Raw genomic sequence first — 17,127 nt, forward strand, 5'->3', positions numbered from 1 at the left:
TGGGTCGGGTCAGAGTCCGCTGCCGCGCACCGTCCCGATCTCCGCGGCCGTGAGGGCCCGGTCGTAGACACGTACGTCGTCGATGGTGCCGGCGAACCACTCGCCCCACACCGTGTTGCCCCCGATGCGCAGCGCGCCGGTGCTGGTGGTCAGGGACCCGGCCTGCGTGCGGGTCGCCACCTGCGTCCCGTCGACGAAGAGCCGGACGACGGCGCCGTCGTAGGTCACCGCGAGGTGGGTCCACGTCGCGGCGGCAAGCGCGGCCGGGGCGTTGACCTCGCGCTCGACGTTGGCGATCGCGAGCGTGGTGTTGGGCCGGTTGCCGGCCCCGCCGGTCGCGTAGAGGCCGTAGGTGAGGCCCGACGGACGCTCCTTGAGCACGACCTGGCGCCACGCGCCGAGCGTCGTGGGACGGACCCACGCCGACAGCGTCATCCCGGTCGTCAGGTCGAGGCTGGCGGCGTCGGGCACCGTCACGAGGTCGTTGACCCCGTCGAAGACCAGCGCGCCGCCGTACCTGCCCTGGGCGGTCCACGTCGGGCCGCCGGCCAGGGTACCGGTGTTGCCGCGCCCCGAGCTGTCCGCGGCCGTGGTGCCGGTGCCGTCGTCGAAGGACCAGCCGCCGACGAGGCCGGGCACGCCGGCGTTGGCGACCGTGACGGTCACCGGCGCCGAGGTGGTGGTGCGACCGGAGGCGTCGCGGGCCACGGCCGTGATCGCGTGCTGGCCGTTGGCGACGGTCGTCGACGACCAGGTCGCGGTGTAGGGGGCGGCGGTGTCCTCGGCGCCGACGGCGACGCCGTCGACCCGGAGCTGGACGCCCACCACGGCGACGTCGTCGGTGGCGGTCGCCGACAGCGCCACCTGGCCGGAGACGGTGGCCCCGTTGGCGGGTGCGGTCACGGTCACCGTCGGCGCGGCCTGGTCGACGACCACCTGGGCCGTCGCCGGCGAGGACCAGCCCGACCAGTTGCCGGCGGCGTCGCGGGCCCGCACCTCGTAGGAGTAGGTGCCACCGGCGAGTCCCGCGTCGACGAGCGTCGTCGTGGGCGCCGTCACCGAGAAGGTCACGGCGCCGCCGGGTCCGCCGCTGCGCTGCACCTGGTAGGCCGTCACCGCGCGGTCGTCGGTCGAGGCCGACCAGGTCAGCGTCGCCGTGCTGCCGGAGACCTGCGCCGTGACGCCGGCGGGCACCGTCGGTGCCGCCGTGTCGGCGGTGACCACCGCCTGCGCCTGCGCGGACGGGGCGCTGGCGTTGGTGCCGTCGGAGGCGACCACGCGGTAGTAGTGGGTGCCGGGCGCCGCCGCGGTGTCGACGTACGACGTCGCGGTGAGGCCGGTGACGACGAGGGTCGAGGCCGAGGGGCTGAAGCCGCTCACGCCGCTGCGGTGCACCTCGTAGGTCGGGGTGGCGACGTCGTCCGTCGACGCGGTCCAGCTGAGCGAGACGCTGCCCGGCCCGGCGGTGGCCTGCAGCGCGGTGGGAGCCGTCGGCGGCACGGTGTCACCGCCGGTGCCCGGATCGGAGGTCGAGTCGGTCACGACCTCGGCGGCACCCAGGGCACGGTCGTAGATGCGCACCTCGTCGAGGAGCCCCGCGAACCACTCGCCCCAGATCGCGTTGCCGCCGATGCGCAGCAGCCCGCTGCTGGTGGCCACGGGCCCGGTCTGGGCGCGGCTCGCCACCTGCGTGCCGTTGACGTAGAGCCGCATGGTGGCGCCGTCGTAGGTGAGGGCGAGGTGCGACCACGCGTTGAGCGCGAGGGCCGAGGGTGCGTCGACGTAGCGGTCGCCACCGATGAAGGCGGACCCGTTGGGGCGGCCCGCGAGCTCGCCGCTGGCGTAGAGCGCGTACGTCAGTCCGTTGGGCTGCTCCTTGAGCACGACCTGGTCCCAGGTGCGGGCGGCGCTGGGTCGGGCCCAGGCGGTGAGCGAGAAGCTCGTGGTGAGGTCGAAGGCGTTGCGGTCGGGGATCGAGACCCGGTCGTTGACCCCGTCGAAGGAGAGGGCGCCGCCGCGCCGGCCGTTGGCCACCCACGTGGGTCCGCCCTCGAGCGTGCCGTTCGCACCGGTGGCCGACGAGTCGCGCGCCACCGTGCCGGTGCCGTCGCCGAAGCTCCAGGCACCCACCAGCCCGGGCACCGCGGGCGGCGCCGAGGTCTCGGTGAAGGTGGCGGTGTAGGTCGCCGAGGCGTTGGCGGTGACGGTGTGGGACCGGGCCCCGCCGTCGGACCAGGAGGCGAACTCGTAGGTCCCGCCGCGGGTCTGCGGCGAGGCGACCGCGACGGTGTTGACCGAGCGTTGGATCACCGGGACGGAGAAGGGCGTGGTCTGCTCCTCCGAGCCGACGGTCGCGCGCAGTCCCGAGGGGACGGTCTGCACGGTGAGGTTGACGACCGCCGGGTCCAGCCGCAGCGTCGTGGTGCCCACCAGGCCGTCGGAGTCGGTCGCGGTGGCCTGCAGCTCCAGCCAGGCGGGGTACTCGTGGTCCGGGCCCACGAACGACCCGGTGCCCACCCCGTCGAACCTGGCCTGGGTGTGCTCGTGGCACTCGCTGCCGTTGGGGCAGTGCTTGACCACGAGCTGGGTGCTGAGCGAGGCGGCCGGCAGGGCACCGTCCTCGGGGTCGGTGGCCGACGCGGTGAAGGTGATGGCGTCGCCCACCCGCCACGGCGTGGTCGAGGCGGTGGAGTTGAGGACGACGGTGGGGGCGTCGCTGCCGGCGGTGATGCTCACCGTGTCGACGTCGGTCGCGCCCAGGTTGTCGGTCACCCGCAGGCGGGCGGTGAAGGTCCCGCCGGTGGTGTAGGTCCACGACGGGCTCACCGCGGTCGAGTCGTCGAAGGCGCCGTCGCCGTCGAGGTCCCACGCGTACGAGATGCTGCTGCCGGCGTCGGGGTCGGCCGAGCCGCTGCCGTCGAGCTGGACGACGAGCGGCGTCTGCCCGCTGGACGGGTTGGCGCGCGCGACCGCGATCGGCGGCGTGTTGCCACCGGCGTTGTAGCGGATCCGCTTGACCTGGCCCGTCGCGATGTCGACGGCGTAGAGGTCGCCGCCGGGGCCCGCCTCGAGCTCGGCGGCGAACATGCTGTTGTCGAAGACGGTCGTGCTGCCGGCCACGACGTCACCCCCGTTGAGCTGGGCGAACCACAGGCAGCGGCGGGAGTAGTCGGCGAAGAACACGCCGCTGCGGTACGACGCCGGGTAGGCCAGCGACTGGCTGCCGAACGCGACGGCGGACACCGACGAGCCACCGGAGCCGCAGCCGGTCCCGAGCGCGGTGCCGTGGGCGTACGAGAGCGCCGGGGCGGTGACCGCGGAGGCGCCCTGGGCGTAGAGCGACTCGCACGCGGGCGCGTCGGCGGAGTCGTAGCCGGGCTGGCGGCCGCTGCCCTCGTAGCAGGGCCAGCCGAAGTTCTCCGCCGTGCCGTCGACGACGATCTTGTTGAGCTCCTCGAAGCGGGTCCAGCCGACGTCGCCGACCCAGATCTCGGACGTGCCGGGACGGGCGGCGAACCGGAACGGGTTGCGCATGCCGTGGGCCACGATCCGCTTGCGCATCGGGTCGGGGTCGGAGATGAACGGGTTGCCCGGCGCCGGGGCGCCGGTGTCGGGGTCGATGCGGAGGATGGAGCCGTGCGGGACGACCGCCGTGCCGGCGGGCTGCCTGGCCGACTGCGCGCGGAGGGCACCTCCCCAGCCCGAGACGTCCGCGCAGCGCTGCGAGCCGAGGTTGCCGACGTCGACCTGGTTGTAGCTGGCGGCGTCGCCGGAGCCGACGTAGAGGTAGCCGTCGGTGCCGAACTCGACGGTGCCGATCGTGTGGCTGCCGTACTGCTGGCACCAGCCGCCGCCGAGCAGCACCGCCTCCTGGCCGGTCCACGCGCCCGTGACGGGGTCGAGCGTGAGCCGGGTCAGCTCGGCGGAGACGCGACAGTCGTTGGCGCCGCCGTCGGTGGGGCACGGGTCGGTGTCGGAGGTGGCGTTGCCGTACTTGGGGACGGTGCCGCCGGGGTCGGCGTCCTTGGTGTAGAGCGCCCACAGGTAGGGCCGCTGGGGGTAGGCCGGGTCGAGCACCATGCCCAGCAGGCCGCGGTCACCGTTGTTGTAGACGCGCAGCCGCAGGTCCGCCGCCTGGCGGCTGGTGGCGTCGTCGAGGTTGTCGAAGACCTTGATCACGCCGCGCCGCTCGGCGACGAACACCTGCCCGGTGGCGGCGAACTCGACGTTGCCGGGCTGGGCGAGGCCGGTGAAGGGGAGGTCCTCGATCGTGAACCCGGGCGGCGCCGCCTGGGCCGCCGGAGCGGTCGCCGCGACCAGCGCCACCGATGGCAGGAGCGGGACGAGGAGCGCGAGGAGGACCCACCTGGCGGCGTGACGTGCTGAGCTGACCATGGACCTCGCCCCTCGATCGAACGTGGCCGTGCCGCCGGTGACGGCGCGGCGCCGATTCCGTCGAGTGTGTGGCGGTCGTCACACCTCGGGGGCGCTGCGGTGGCGCGTTACCCCCAATGGGGGACGGCCGGGGCGGGTCAGCTCGCGAACTGGTAGACCACCACGAGGATCGCCAGGGCGACGAGGATGCCGATGAGGGCGCCGGTGACCATGAAGGGGCGACCGCTCTGCTGGGTCGGGTCGACGTCGTCCGGGTCGCGAGGGCTCATGGCGTGCCCGTACCCGCCCCCGTCCCGCGCATGCGCCGTACGCCCCGACGCTCCCGCGGCTCTGGCGGGGCGTGGCGCCGTCGGCGAGGATCTGTGCGTGCACCGACGGACACCTGCCGCGCTGGCCGCGATCGGCGTGCTCGCGCTGGCCGGGTGCACCGACGAGCCGCGCGAGCCGGCCCGGCCCGAGCCGGTCCGGGTCACCTGGGTCGAGAAGCAGCTGCCTCCTCCCGACGGCGCGCCCGGTCGCACGGTCGTGCGCGACGCGGTGCAGTGCGGCGACGGCTGGTGGGTCGTGGGCGCCGTCTTCCTCGACCGCCCGAGCGAGACCCGCGACACCCGGCCGGCGGCGTGGTTCTCGGCGGACCGTGGGACGTGGCGCTCCGTCCCCGTCGAGGCCCGCACCTACTGGGGTCGCCGGGCGATCCTCAACTCGGTCGCCTGCTCGCGCGGCCGGGTGGCGGTCGTCGGAGCCCGCTCCGGCGGCGCCCACGGCAACCCGCGGGTGACCACCTTCCACGCCGAGGGCGCGAGCCTGGTCGACGTGCGCGCCGTCTTCACCCAGTACGGCGGCGTCAGCGCGACCAACGTCGGACCGATCGCCGGTGGCCCCACCGGCTGGCTGATCACGGGCAACCGGACGTCAGGACCCGGCGTGTGGTGGACCGACGACCCCCGAGGATTCACCCGGGTCGAGGCGGAGCCCGGCCTCACCGACGACGGCGACCTCGAGTCGCTCGCGCAGGGCGCCGGCTGGGCGGGTGAGGAGTGGGTCGTGGTCGGCGCGGGTGCCCGGACGGGCCGGCACCTCGACCCGGACCCCCTGGCCTGGACGTCACGGGACGGGCTCACCTGGACACCCGAGGAGATGCCGGCCGCCGAGGGCGCCGAGGACGTCCACCGGGTGACGCTCCTCGACGACGGGCGGCTGCTCGCCGTCGGCCTGCACGAGGGCCGGTACGCCGCCTGGGTGCGGGACGACGACGGGTGGGGCGAGGGGGTGTCGTTCGGGGAGGTGGCGCAGGAGTGGCGCGGCGCCCCCTACGTGGCGTCGCTGGTCACGACTACGGCCGGGGCGCTCGCGAGCGTGAGCACCGGCGACCACTACGAGCTCTGGCAGACCGGGGACGGTCGCGACTGGCGGCGGGTCGACGTACCCCTCGAACCGCAGACCGCCGGCGACCACACCTTGGTGGTGGCCGCCGGCGAGGACCTGCTGCTCGTCGCCGACGCGGGCGACGGAGGGCACGTCTGGGTGGGGGAGCCGATCAGCCCTTGAAGGCGTCCTTGATCTTCTCGCCGGCCTGCTTGAGGTTGGCGCCCGTCTGGTCGCCCTTGCCCTCGGCCTCGAGCTTCTCGTCGTCGGTCGCCTTGCCCGTGGCTTCCTTGGCCTTGCCCTTGAGCTCCTCGGACTTGTTGTCGAACTTGTCGTCCAGACCCATCGTCGTTCCTCCTGTGAGGTGCGGTGCGGACCGGGGTGGCCCACTGCCAACCTGCCACGCAGGTGGGTGCCGAGCGACACCCGTGCGGGTGGAGGTGCCACCCGCGATCGGTGGCGTCGACGAGGAGGGAGGAGCGGCGGTCCCGGTCAGGAGTCGAGGGACCGCGGTCGCTCGGGGGCGCGGGCGGCGTCGAGGCGGCCGCGCGGCTCGGCCGGGGGCGACGGCGGGGCCTGGTGCTCGACCTCCTCGGCCCGGGAGGCGTCGAATCGCCAGATGACGGCACAACCCACGATCGCGACGACGATCGCGACCGTGCCGATCAGGATGACTGTTCCCATGGGATTCTCCTGGTGCACTGGTAGGACGAGGCGAATACCTCTACAGTCCTGTATAAGTTATTTCGGCACTATGTACAAGACCTGCACGGGAAGGTTTCACATGACCGTCGGCGCCTCCGAGGGATTCAGCATCGGCGTGCTGGCGGCGCGCACCGGGCTCACCCCGGCCGTCCTGCGCACGTGGGAGAACCGCTACGGCTTCCCGGCCGGTCAGCGGTCCCCGACGGGGCACCGCCGCTTCACCGAGGCCGACGTCCGCCAGGTCCGCGAGGTGCTCGACGTGCGCGCCTCGGGAGTCCCGCTGCAGGTCGCCATCGACTCCGTGGCTCGTCGCTCGTCGCTCGGCCACGACTCGGTCCACGCCGCCCTGTCGGCCGACTTCCCCGAGCTGCGTCCCCAGCGACTGGGCCGTCGCGCGCTGATCGCGGCCTCCCACGCGGTCGAGGACGAGTCGCTGGCACGGGCCGACCGCCCGGTGGTGCTCGGCTCCTTCCAGGAGGGCCACCGCTACTCCCGGTCGCGGCACCGCTGGGACGAGCTGGCGCGGACGGCGTCCTGGGCCGCCGTCGTCGCCGACTTCGACGAGGCGCTGCCCGCCGACCCGGCGGCGCGCCCGGCCCGGTGCCAGCTCCCGGAGGACTCCGCGCTGCGCCGCGAGTGGACGGTGGTGACCGTGAGCGCGACCCGGGCAGCGGTCGTCTCGGCGTGGGAGGTGCCGGGCGCGCCCGACCGCGACCCGGTCTTCGAGTCGGTGATCAGCACCCACCGGCCGGCCGCCCTCGCGGCCGCCCGCGTGCTGGTGGGTGCCGCCCGCGCGAGCGGCGCCACACCTCCCGGCAGCGTCGACGACCTGCTCGACGACCCGGCACCCGCGCCGGCCACACCGCCGGCCGACGTCGACCGCATGTGGCTGCGCGCACTGGCGAGGCTCGACCCGCCCCGCTGACTCCTGCTCGCGAGGGCGTACGGCGCGGGGCGACGCCTCGAGTTGAGACACTGACGTCTCATGTGAGACAGTGACGTCTCACTACGAAGGGGGCGTCATGGCAACCGATCGCGACGACGTGCTGCGCGCCGCGCAGCGCGTGCTCAACGCCGACCCGGCCGCGCCGATGTCGGCCGTGGCCGAGGCCGCCGGCATCAGCCGGGCCACGCTGCACCGCCACGTCGACTCCCGCGAGTCGCTGCTGGTCGAGCTCGGCACCCGGTCCCTCGACCGGTGGGAGCGGCGGCTCGACGACGTCGACGTCGAGGCCCTGGCGGCGGAGGCCGCCCCGGCCAGCCTGCGCGCCGCGCTCGAGACGCTGGTGCTCGGCTACGTCGACGACTCCGACGCGTTCGGCTTCGCCCTCACCGACCAGGTGATCCTCGCCAACGCCGAGCTCGTGGAGCGCACCCAGGCGCTCGCCGGTCGCGAGGCGGTCCTCTTCGCCGCCGCACAGCGAGCCGGCGTGCTGCGCACCGATCTCCCGCTGCGGTGGCTCGGGCACGCGGTCTACGGGCTGCTCGTGGCGGCGCGCGAGGCCGTGCGCATCGGCGACGTCGCCCGCCGCGACGTCGGTCACCTCGTCCTCTCGTCGCTGCTCACCGGGGTCGGCACGCCGTGACCGACCTCCAGCAAGCCGTGCCGCGGACCACCGCCGACCCCCGCCGCTGGTGGGCCCTGGTCGTGCTGGCCGCCAGCCTCCTGGTGGTCGTCATGGACATGACCATCCTCAACGTCGCGCTGCCCGAGATGGCCGCCGACCTCGGCCTCGGCTCGGTCGCGCAGCTGTGGGTCGTGGACGCGTACGCCCTCGCCCTCGCCGGCCTCCTCGTGCCGGTCACCGCCCTCGGCGACCGGTGGGGCCGCAAGCGGATGCTGCTGACCGGCTACGCCGCCTTCGCCGTCGGCTCGGTCGCGATCCTGTGGGCCGACAGCGCCGCCTCCGTCATCGCGATCCGAGCGCTGCTCGGCGTCGGCGGGGCCATGGTGATGCCGTCGACCCTGTCCCTCATCCGCTCCGTCTTCGCGGACCCGCGCGAGCGCACCCTGGCGCTCAGCATCTGGGGCGCGACGGCCGCGCTCGGCGTCGCGGTCGGTCCCGTCGTCGGCGGAGCGCTGCTGCAGTCGTTCAGCTGGCACGCCGCCTTCCTCGTCAACGTGCCGCTCATGGTGGTGGCGATCGCTGCCGCCGCATGGCTGCTGCGCGAGAACCGCTCGCGCGTGCCGGGCCGGATCGACGCCCCCGGCGTCCTGCTGTCCGCCGGCGGGCTCACCGCCGTCGTCTACGCCGCCAAGCAGCTCGGCAAGCACGGCCCGAGCCTGCCCACCCTGGTGCTGCTCGCGGCGGGCGTGGCCGCTCTCGCCGCCTTCGTGCGGATCGCGCTGGCCTCGGACCGGCCGATGCTCGACGTGCGGCTGTTCGGCGGCCGGGTGCTGCGCGCGGGCGTCGTCGCCGCGCTGGCCAGCAGCGCCGCGATGGCCGCGGTCCTCTTCGTCGGCAGCCAGTGGCTGCAGCTCGTCGAGGGCTGGGGCCCGCTGGAGTCCGGTCTCGGCCTGCTGCCGCTCGCGGTCGGGGCCATGGTGGCCTCGCCGTTCGCCCCCGCGGCTGCCGCTCGGACGAGCCCCCGCGCCGTGCTGGCCGGTGGCCTGCTCGTGCTGTCGGCCGGCCTCGCGCTGCTGGCGGTCGTGCCGGCGACCTACCCCTGGATCGCCGTGGCGTTCGCCGTGGTGGGGCTCGGCACGTCGGCACTCGGTCTCGGCTCCGCGCTCATCATGGGCGCGGCGACCGACGACCAGGCCGGCTCGGCCGCCGCCGTCGAGGAGATCACCTACGAGCTCGGTGCCGTCCTCGGCATCACCTTCCTCGGCAGCCTCGTCGGCGCCGTCTACCGCGCGAGCCTTTCCGACGGCGTCGGCGCCGCCGCGCGCGAGTCGGTCGCCGGAGCGGCGGGCGGACCGTGGGCCGCGGAGGCGGGCGACGCGTTCCTGACCGCCTTCGCCACCGTCGGTGCGGTGGGTGCGCTGCTCACCGCGCTCGCGGCGTACGCCGTCTGGCGGTTGGTCCCCGCCGACCTCACCCTGGACGACGCGCAGCACTGAGGGCCGCCGCTGCCTCACTTCCCTCGGGGTGGCGGCAGATCACACCCGAGGAAGGCCGGACGATGCGATGTGCCGCCACCCTCCGCGCCCCTAGAGTCGGCCCATGGCTCGCTACGGCGCTCAGTTCGGTCCCGACATCACCTTCCTGGGGGTTCCCGCCTGCGACCTCGACGACGAGGCGACGTACGCCGGTGCCGACGTGGTCGTGATCGGCGCGCCGTTCGACGGAGGGACCTCGCACCGGCCCGGGACGCGCTTCGGCCCGCAGGCCATCCGGATGACCGACTACCTCCCCCACGACGGCTCGCGGCCGTCGCTCGCCCTGCGCACCGACGGGCTGCAGGACCTACGGGTCGTCGACGCCGGTGACGTCGAGCTCCCGCCGGGCGACATCGAGGTCGCGCTCCCGCGGATCGAGGCGGCGGTCGAGAAGATCGCCCGCGCGGGCGCCATCCCGGTCGTGCTCGGCGGCGACCACTCCATCGCCTACCCCGACGCGAAGGGCGTCGCCAACGTGCTGGGCCACGGCCGGGTGTCGATGATCCACTTCGACGCGCACGCCGACACCGGCGACATCGAGTTCGGCTCGCTGTGGGGCCACGGCCAGCCGATGCGGCGCCTCATCGAGTCGGGCGCCCTGCGCGGCGACCGGTTCCTGCAGATGGGCCTGCGCGGCTACTGGCCGGGGCCGGAGACGCTCGACTGGATGGCCGCCGAGCGGATGCGGTCCTACGAGATGACCGAGATCGTGCACCGCGGGCTCGACGACTGCCTCACCGAGGCGTTCGCGATCGCCACCGACGAGTGCGACGGCGTCTTCCTCTCCGTCGACATCGACGTGTGCGACCCGGGCCACGCCCCCGGCACCGGCACCCCGGAGCCCGGCGGCCTCTCGGCCCGCCAGCTGCTCGACTCCGTACGCCGCATCTGCCTCGAGCTGCCCGTCGTCGGGGTCGACGTGGTCGAGGTGAGCCCGCCCTACGACCACGCCGACATCACGGCGGCGCTCGCCAACCGCGTCGTCCTCGAGGCGCTCTCCGCGATCGCCCGCCGGCGCCAGGACGAGCGCGACGGCACGACGTGGGACCCGGCGCGGCCGCTGCTCGACCGCTGACCGCGGGCCGCGCGCGTACGGCTGTCGGCCGCCCTGCCGGGAGCGGATCCGCCCCGGGCGGAACACCCTGTGGTCCGCCCCCACCCGACGGCAGGCTGGCGGCATGAGCCTGAACCCGACATCCGAACGCATCGAGGACGAGCTGGTCCGCCGCCTCATGCACCAACGCATCATCGTGCTGGGGGAGGAGCTGCAGGAGCGCAACGGCAACCGGTTGATGCACCAGCTGCTCCTGCTGTCGGCCGAGGACCCCCGCGCCGACATCACCCTCTGGATCAACTCGCCGGGCGGGTCGGTCTCGGCGATGCTCGCGATCCACGACGTCATGCAGCTGATCCCCAACGACGTGAGCACGGTCGCCATGGGGATGGCCGCCAGCGCCGGCCAGTTCCTCCTGTCCGCCGGTACGCCCGGCAAGCGCTACGCCCTGCCCCACGCCCGGGTGCTCCTGCACCAGGGCTCGGCCGGCATCGGCGGGACGGCGGTCGACATCGAGATCCAGGCCGACGACCTGCGCCACACCCGCGACACGGTGCTCGGGTTGATCGCCGCGCACACGGGCCAGGACCGCGACACCGTCGAGCGCGACTCCCGGCGCGACCGGTGGTTCAGCGCCGAGCAGGCCCTCGACTACGGCTTCGTCGACCAGCTGATCAGCAGCATCGACCACGTCACCCCGGCGCGACCGCAGGGCATCGGCCTGGCGGGTGTGCGATGAGCACCTACACGATCCCGTACGTCGTCCAGCAGACGCCGCGGGGCGAGCGCACGCTCGACCTCTACTCGCGGCTGCTCTCCGAGCGGATCATCTACCTCGGCACCGAGATCGACGACGGCGTCGCCAACGCGGTCATCGCCCAGCTGCTCCACCTCGCCTCGGAGAACCCCGACCTCCCCGTCAGCCTCTACATCAACTCACCCGGCGGCTCGATCTCGGCGATGCTGGCGGTCTACGACGCCATGCAGTTCGTGCGGCCGGCCGTCGAGACGGTGTGCGTGGGCCAGGCGGCCTGGACCGCCGCCGTGCTGCTCGCCGGGGGTGCGCCGGGCAAGCGGGCGATCCTGCCGCACGGCCGGGTGGTGCTCCACCAGCCGGCCACGCAGGGCCGCGGCACCGTCCCCGACCTCATCCTGGAGGCCGACGAGGTGGCGCGGGTGCGCCTGCTGCTCGAGGAGGTCCTGGCGCAGCACACCGGGCGCACGGCCGATCAGATCCGTCAGGACACCGACCGCACGCTGGTGCTTCCCGGCTCGGCGGCCGTCGACTACGGCATCGTCGACACGGTCCTGCACGAGCAGGGCCCGGCGTACGTCTGAGCCGCGGGCGGTCGCTCGGCGTGGGTTCAGGCGGCGAGGCAGGAGGCGTCGGACCGGTTGACCCGTCCGGCCAGCTCGCGGACACCCAGCTCGAGCGCGCCGGCGACGGCGTGGAGCATCTCCGAGGAGGGGTCCTTGAGCCCGCGCTCGATCTCGGAGAGGTACTGCACGGACACGCCGGCGCGCTGCGCGACGTCGACGAGCCGCTCGCCGCGACGGGTGCGCTCGCGGTGCAGCTCGCGGCCCACCAGCTCGCGCCACAGCGGCTCGGGTGCCTCGGCCGACCGGTCGGCCGCACGCTCGGGGAACTCCAGGATCTCGCCCATGGATCGACGGTAGCGAGGCCGGGCGCCGGGTCCTACGGGTTCCGCTCAGAGCGGAACGGCCGGGCCCAGGAGCGCGTCGACGTACGCGGTCGCCGCGGCCGCGGCGTCGACGTCGACCACCACGTCGGTCCACCGGCCGTCCGGCGTCTCGGTGAGGCGGTCGCCGACCAGGCCGATCCGTCGCGGCTCGACCCGGAACAGCCCGGGGTGGGTGAGCAGCACGAGCGCGCCCGCGTCACCGACCAGTCGACCCCGTCGCACGGCGAGGAGCTCCCCGGCCAGGCGTGCGGCCGGGCGGCTGGAGGACCGGAGCCGGGCGACGTCCTCCGCACGCACCGAGACGCGCTCGAACACGTCGATCACGTAGAGCGTGAAGGACCGGTCTCCCGCCAGGAGCCGAGCGGTGGCGACGGGGTCGTGGGCCGCGTTAAGCTCGGGCGGGTCGCCCACCGCCAGCTCGCCACCCAGCACGACGACCTCGTCGGCCAGGGGTGCGAGCGCGGTGAGGTTGGTCATCGGGGCGAGCCCGACCAGGGTGACCGGTCCACCCGCGCCGGCTGCCTCCACGACGTCCGCGACGCCGAGCCCGGTGGTCTCGGGCCCGGTGGTCTCGGGCCCGGTGGTCTCGGGTCCGGGTGGCACCGGGACACCGCCGAGCCCGTCGGGTCCGTGGTTGGTGGGACCGGTCCGCGGGCCGGCGCCGGAGGTCGTCCGAGCGGCCCCGGTCACCACTGGTACGTCGTGGGCGCCGGCGTGCGCGAGGACCGCCGCGGAGTTGCGGGCCGCGACCTCGGCCGGGACGTTGCCCACCACGGTCGTCACCCCGCACAGGTCGAGCGAGGGGCTCGCGGCGGCGTAGAGCAGGGCCAGGGCGTCGTCGATGCCGGTGTCGACGTCGAGCACGACCCGCCGCGTCACACGCCCAGGCCGAGCAGGCCGAGCGGCTCGGCCATCTCGGTCTCCTCGTAGGTGAAGTGCGACTCGAGGTCGGCGCGCAGCGCGGCGACGGCCGCGACCAGCTCGTCGACGCGGGAGGGGTCGGACCGGACGGCCAGGGCCAGGTCGTCGACCAGCTCGAGGTGGGCGTGGACGACGAGGTGCTCCTCGGCCAGCCGCTGCGCGACGGGGGCGTAGGCCTCCAGCGTCGCGACCGCGGGGAACATGCTCTGGTCCTCGATCGAGTGGTGCATCGTGAGGAAGCGACACACCTGCCCGCACATCCCGGCGACCTGCTGGGCCGTCAGCGACGGCGCCAGCCCGTGGACCCCGGCCCGTACGGCGTCGACGTCCCCCGCCCCGTCCTGCAGGGACTGCACGGCCCGCGTGAGCGCCTCGAGCTCGTGGCGGAAGTGGTCGTGGATCATCCGGAGGTGGTCGCCGCCCGAGCGCTGCCGCGGCGTCAGCTCGACGGAGCCCGACACGCGGGGACGGCTGGCGTCGTCGATGGGCGGCACGGGAGCGAGCCTACGGCCCGGGGCCGACAGCGGGCGGCGAGTCGCCTGCCGGGCCGGGGACGCAGAACAGCCCGGTCGTGATGACCGGGCTGCTCCGTCCTGCGCGCCTGTAGGGATTCGAACCCCAAACCTTCTGATCCGTAGTCAGATGCTCTATCCGTTGAGCTACAGGCGCCCGTCCGTGCACCGCTTGCGCGCCGCGTGGACTGGTCGAGGATAGCCGACATGGTCCGGACGGGCGAAATCAGGCTCACCCCGTCAGCCGGTTGACGGCCCTCGGCGGTGCCCTATGGTGCCTAGCACCCGCACACGCGGCGGTCCGCACCCGCCGCAGGATGAGAGGCAGCGTGATGGCAGATCTCGAGGCAGTCATGGACGAGGCCGGACTGACCAACACCCAGGTCCGTGAGTTCGTGAAGGAGTACGCCGAGCTCACCGGCGCCGAGCGCATCGAGGTGGTCAACGCCTCCGACGACGCCCGGCTCCTGGAGGAGGCCGTGGCGGCCGGGGAGCTCCAGCGCGCCGGCGAGGGGCGCTACTACTCGCGCAGCTACCACAAGGACACCGCCCGCTCCGAGGAGCGCACCATCGTCGCGACCAACGACGAGAAGGACCGCGGTGTCTACAACAACTGGCGGCCGGCCTCGGAGATGAAGCCGATGCTGCACGAGCGGATGCGCGGCGCCTCGCAGGGCAGGACGATGTACGTCATCCCCTACCTGATGGCCCCTGCCGGCAACGCCCTCGAGCCGTGGGCGGCCGGCGTCGAGCTCACCGACACCCGCACCGTGGTCCTCCACATGATCCGGATGGCGCGCGTCGGCGTGCGCTACGTCAACGACCTCGAGGACCAGGGCTCGTTCGTCCGCGCGGTGCACGTCACCGGCGACCTGGAGCACCTCGGCCAGGGCGCCCCCGACGACCAGCGCTACTTCGTCACCGTCGCCGACGAGCGCACCATCCTCCACTTCGGCTCGTCCTACGGCGGCAACGCGCTGCTCGGCAAGATCGCCCACGGCCTGCGGCAGGGGGCGTACGACGGCTGGGCGAGCCGGAAGTTCCTCGCCGAGCAGTACATGCTCATCGGCATCCACGACAAGGAGACCGGGCGGACCTACCACGTCTGTGGCGGCTTCCCGAGCGCCTCCGGCAAGACCAACCTGGCGATGATGGCCGCCCCCGACGCCCTCGGCGACCGCTACCACGTGTCGTTCTACGGCGACGACATCGCGTGGCTGTGGGTCGACGAGGAGACCGGCCGGCTCATGGGGATGAACCCGGAGTACGGCGTGTTCGGGGTCGCCAAGGACACCAACGAGACCACCAACCCCAACGCGCTGCACTCCATCGACGAGGGCTCGCAGGCGATCTTCACCAACGTCGCCTACAACCCGAGCACCGGCGAGGTGTGGTGGGAGGGCAAGACGCCGAAGCCGCCGAGCAACGTGCGCGGCTGGCTCGACTGGACCGGGTCGCCGCTCGCCGACCGCAAGAGCAACGACACCGCGGCGTGGGCGCACCCCAACAGCCGGTTCACCACGACGCTCGACAACGTCCCCAACATCGCCCCCGACTACGACGAGCCGGCGGGCGTGCCGATCGACGCGATCATCTTCGGCGGCCGCACCAGCGACCGCGAGCCGCTGATCCGGGCGATCACCGACCTCGCCGAGGGCGTCTACGACGGTCTGACGCTCGGCGCGGAGGCGACCTTCGCGGCCGAGGGCGTCGACGGCCAGCTGCGCTACGACCCGATGTCGAACCGGCCGTTCATGGCCTACGGCGAGGGTGACTACGCCCGCCACTACCTCGACATCGTCGGCGCGGCGAAGGAGCAGCCGATCTTCGCGCACGTCAACTGGTTCCAGAAGGACCCCGACGACGGCCACTTCCTGTGGCCCGGCTACCGCGACAACCTGCGCCCGCTGCTGTGGCTGCTGCAGCTCAAGAACGGTGAGGTCGAGGGTCGGCGCACCGCGGTCGGCATCATCCCGACCGAGGAGGAGCTCGACCTGTCCGGCATGGACGTGCCGGACCGGGACCTCGAGCGCATCCTCACCATCGACAAGGAGCGGTGGCAGCAGGAGATGGGCTTCCGCGAGGAGCACCTCGCCCAGTTCGACCGGATGCCCGAGGAGATCTGGGAGGCCCACCGCCGGGTCGCCGCCGAGCTCGAGGGCGAGGCCTGACCCCTCCTCCCTGCCGCTCGTCCCTGTCGAAGTCCCCGCCCAGGCGGGGACTTCGTCACGTCCAGGCCGTTGCAGAAGCCGAGACCAGCGCGACTCGCCCGGGGAGTGCCGCCACCGAGGCCTCGGAGGTGAAAGGACACGCCAACCACTGATTAGGTATTGCCTATCAACACACTGTAGTTTGGCGACAACGTCCTGATCCGTGCTCGAGGAGTCCCCGTGCAGAAGCTCGTCATGTTCGCCCTCGTGGGCGTCGCCGCCCAGCTCGTCGACGGCAGCCTGGGGATGGCGTACGGCGTCACCTCCACGACGCTGCTGCTCATGATCGGCACCAACCCGGCCATGGCCTCCGCGATGGTCCAGCTCGCGCAGCTCGGCACGACGGCCGCCTCGGGCATCGCGCACCACTCCTTCGGCAACGTCGACTGGCGCGTCGTGCGCAACATCGCTTTCCCCGGCGCCGTCGGCGCGTTCGTCGGCGCCACGCTGCTGGTCAACATGCCCGTCGACCTGGCGAAGGTCGTCATGTCGGTGCTGCTGCTGGCGCTCGGCTCCTACCTCCTCGTGCGCTTCACCGTGAAGGGCTTCGACTCCACCCGGGTCGGCCAGCCGGTGAGCCGCCGCTTCCTCGTCCCGCTCGGCGGGATCGCCGGCTTCGTCGACGCGACCGCCGGCGGCGGCTGGGGCCCGATCGGCACCCCTGCTCTCCTCGCCAACGGCCGGATGGAGCCGCGCAAGGTCATCGGCTCGGTCAGCACCTCCGAGTTCGTCGTCACCCTCGCCGCCTCCATCGGCTTCCTCACCGCGCTCGGCTTCGCCGGTATCCAGTGGCAGATCGTCCTCGGCCTGCTCATCGGCGGCGTGATCGTCGCCCCGTTCGCCGCGATGCTGGTCAAGGTCATCCCCGCCCGGATGCTCGGCTCGCTGGTCGGTGGCCTGATCGTGCTGACCAACACCCGCACCCTCGTCAACGCCGACCTGGTCGCCGTGCCGGGCAACGTCGCGGTCGTCCTCTACGTCGCGATCGCCGCGGTGTGGGGCTTCGCGGTGAACCACTCGTGGCGCGCCCACAAGGCCGACGTGGCCCGCGAGGCGGAGCTCGAGGCGATGCGCGCGCCGGTCGAGGCCTGAGCCTCTCCGGACCGCCCACCGGCCTCCCGACGGGGGTCGGTACACCGGTCACCGGCCTCCGGGACTT

At 73.5% G+C, this 17,127-nt stretch carries 16 protein-coding genes and 1 tRNA gene; 9 read left to right on the top strand and 8 right to left on the bottom strand.

What is annotated here, in order from left to right:
• Positions 1–9 precede the first annotated feature (9 nt).
• Positions 10–4,395 carry a LamG-like jellyroll fold domain-containing protein gene (locus tag HN031_RS08315; protein ID WP_172268781.1) on the bottom strand — a complete coding sequence of 1,462 codons (4,386 nt, stop codon included), beginning with the start codon at positions 4,393–4,395 and terminating at the stop codon, positions 10–12.
• Between the two features lie 137 nt (positions 4,396–4,532).
• Complete coding sequence (locus HN031_RS21965; protein ID WP_301539406.1) at positions 4,533–4,664, bottom strand: hypothetical protein; 132 nt, start codon at positions 4,662–4,664, stop codon at positions 4,533–4,535.
• A gap of 97 nt (positions 4,665–4,761) precedes the next feature.
• On the opposite strand from HN031_RS21965, the gene HN031_RS08320 reads away from it, so the two are divergent.
• Complete coding sequence (locus HN031_RS08320; protein WP_172268784.1) at positions 4,762–5,943, top strand: hypothetical protein; 1,182 nt, start codon at positions 4,762–4,764, stop codon at positions 5,941–5,943.
• Here HN031_RS08320 and HN031_RS08325 read toward each other — a convergent pair.
• Both HN031_RS08325 and HN031_RS08330 read right to left on the bottom strand, forming a co-directional pair.
• Entirely contained in the window at positions 5,933–6,106 is a 174-nt protein-coding gene (locus tag HN031_RS08325) for a CsbD family protein (protein WP_172268787.1), read from the bottom strand. The genes HN031_RS08320 and HN031_RS08325 overlap by 11 nt on opposite strands.
• A 146-nt stretch (positions 6,107–6,252) precedes the next feature.
• On the bottom strand, positions 6,253–6,444 hold the full coding sequence (locus HN031_RS08330; RefSeq protein WP_172268790.1) for a hypothetical protein: 192 nt from the start codon (positions 6,442–6,444) through the stop codon (positions 6,253–6,255).
• A 100-nt stretch (positions 6,445–6,544) separates the two neighbouring features.
• Between HN031_RS08330 and HN031_RS08335 the strand changes: the two genes are divergently transcribed.
• The 6 genes from HN031_RS08335 to HN031_RS08360 all read left to right on the top strand — a co-directional run bounded on the left by HN031_RS08335 (position 6,545) and on the right by HN031_RS08360 (position 11,960).
• Entirely contained in the window at positions 6,545–7,390 is an 846-nt protein-coding gene (locus tag HN031_RS08335; protein WP_172268793.1) for a DICT sensory domain-containing protein, read from the top strand.
• 97 nt (positions 7,391–7,487) lie between these two features.
• A complete protein-coding gene (locus tag HN031_RS08340; protein WP_172268795.1) occupies positions 7,488–8,051 on the top strand; it encodes a TetR/AcrR family transcriptional regulator in 564 nt (187 codons plus the stop codon).
• Complete coding sequence (locus HN031_RS08345) at positions 8,048–9,529, top strand: MFS transporter (RefSeq protein WP_216652088.1); 1,482 nt, start codon at positions 8,048–8,050, stop codon at positions 9,527–9,529. The genes HN031_RS08340 and HN031_RS08345 overlap by 4 nt, the downstream gene beginning before the upstream one ends.
• A 103-nt stretch (positions 9,530–9,632) precedes the next feature.
• Complete coding sequence (speB, locus tag HN031_RS08350; RefSeq protein ID WP_172268797.1) at positions 9,633–10,643, top strand: agmatinase; 1,011 nt, start codon at positions 9,633–9,635, stop codon at positions 10,641–10,643.
• A gap of 103 nt (positions 10,644–10,746) precedes the next feature.
• Complete coding sequence (locus HN031_RS08355) at positions 10,747–11,361, top strand: ClpP family protease (RefSeq protein ID WP_172268799.1); 615 nt, start codon at positions 10,747–10,749, stop codon at positions 11,359–11,361.
• Positions 11,358–11,960, top strand: coding sequence for a ClpP family protease (locus HN031_RS08360; protein ID WP_172268801.1), 603 nt, complete (start codon positions 11,358–11,360; stop codon positions 11,958–11,960). The genes HN031_RS08355 and HN031_RS08360 overlap by 4 nt, the downstream gene beginning before the upstream one ends.
• A 26-nt stretch (positions 11,961–11,986) precedes the next feature.
• On the opposite strand, the gene HN031_RS08365 is transcribed toward HN031_RS08360, so the two are convergent.
• The 4 genes from HN031_RS08365 to HN031_RS08380 all read right to left on the bottom strand — a co-directional run bounded on the left by HN031_RS08365 (position 11,987) and on the right by HN031_RS08380 (position 13,915).
• Positions 11,987–12,286 (bottom strand): helix-turn-helix domain-containing protein, encoded by a 300-nt coding sequence (locus HN031_RS08365; RefSeq protein WP_172268803.1) that lies wholly within the window; start codon positions 12,284–12,286, stop codon positions 11,987–11,989.
• Positions 12,287–12,331: 45 nt separating this feature from the next.
• Positions 12,332–13,189 carry a nucleoside hydrolase gene (locus tag HN031_RS08370; protein ID WP_172268805.1) on the bottom strand — a complete coding sequence of 286 codons (858 nt, stop codon included), beginning with the start codon at positions 13,187–13,189 and terminating at the stop codon, positions 12,332–12,334.
• Positions 13,190–13,200: 11 nt separating this feature from the next.
• On the bottom strand, positions 13,201–13,740 hold the full coding sequence (locus HN031_RS08375) for a hemerythrin domain-containing protein (protein WP_172268807.1): 540 nt from the start codon (positions 13,738–13,740) through the stop codon (positions 13,201–13,203).
• A gap of 102 nt (positions 13,741–13,842) precedes the next feature.
• Positions 13,843–13,915 (bottom strand) — tRNA-Arg (locus HN031_RS08380).
• A 175-nt stretch (positions 13,916–14,090) separates the two neighbouring features.
• Between HN031_RS08380 and HN031_RS08385 the strand changes: the two genes are divergently transcribed.
• Both HN031_RS08385 and HN031_RS08390 read left to right on the top strand, forming a co-directional pair.
• Positions 14,091–15,929: a phosphoenolpyruvate carboxykinase (GTP) gene (locus tag HN031_RS08385; protein ID WP_172268810.1), complete on the top strand. Its 1,839-nt coding sequence runs from the start codon at positions 14,091–14,093 to the stop codon at positions 15,927–15,929.
• A 219-nt stretch (positions 15,930–16,148) separates the two neighbouring features.
• Entirely contained in the window at positions 16,149–17,060 is a 912-nt protein-coding gene (locus HN031_RS08390; RefSeq protein WP_172268813.1) for a sulfite exporter TauE/SafE family protein, read from the top strand.
• The last annotated feature ends 67 nt before the right edge of the window (positions 17,061–17,127 follow it).

The sequence above is a fragment of the Nocardioides sp. zg-1308 genome (assembly GCF_013155375.1).
Lineage (GTDB): Bacteria > Actinomycetota > Actinomycetes > Propionibacteriales > Nocardioidaceae > Nocardioides > Nocardioides renjunii.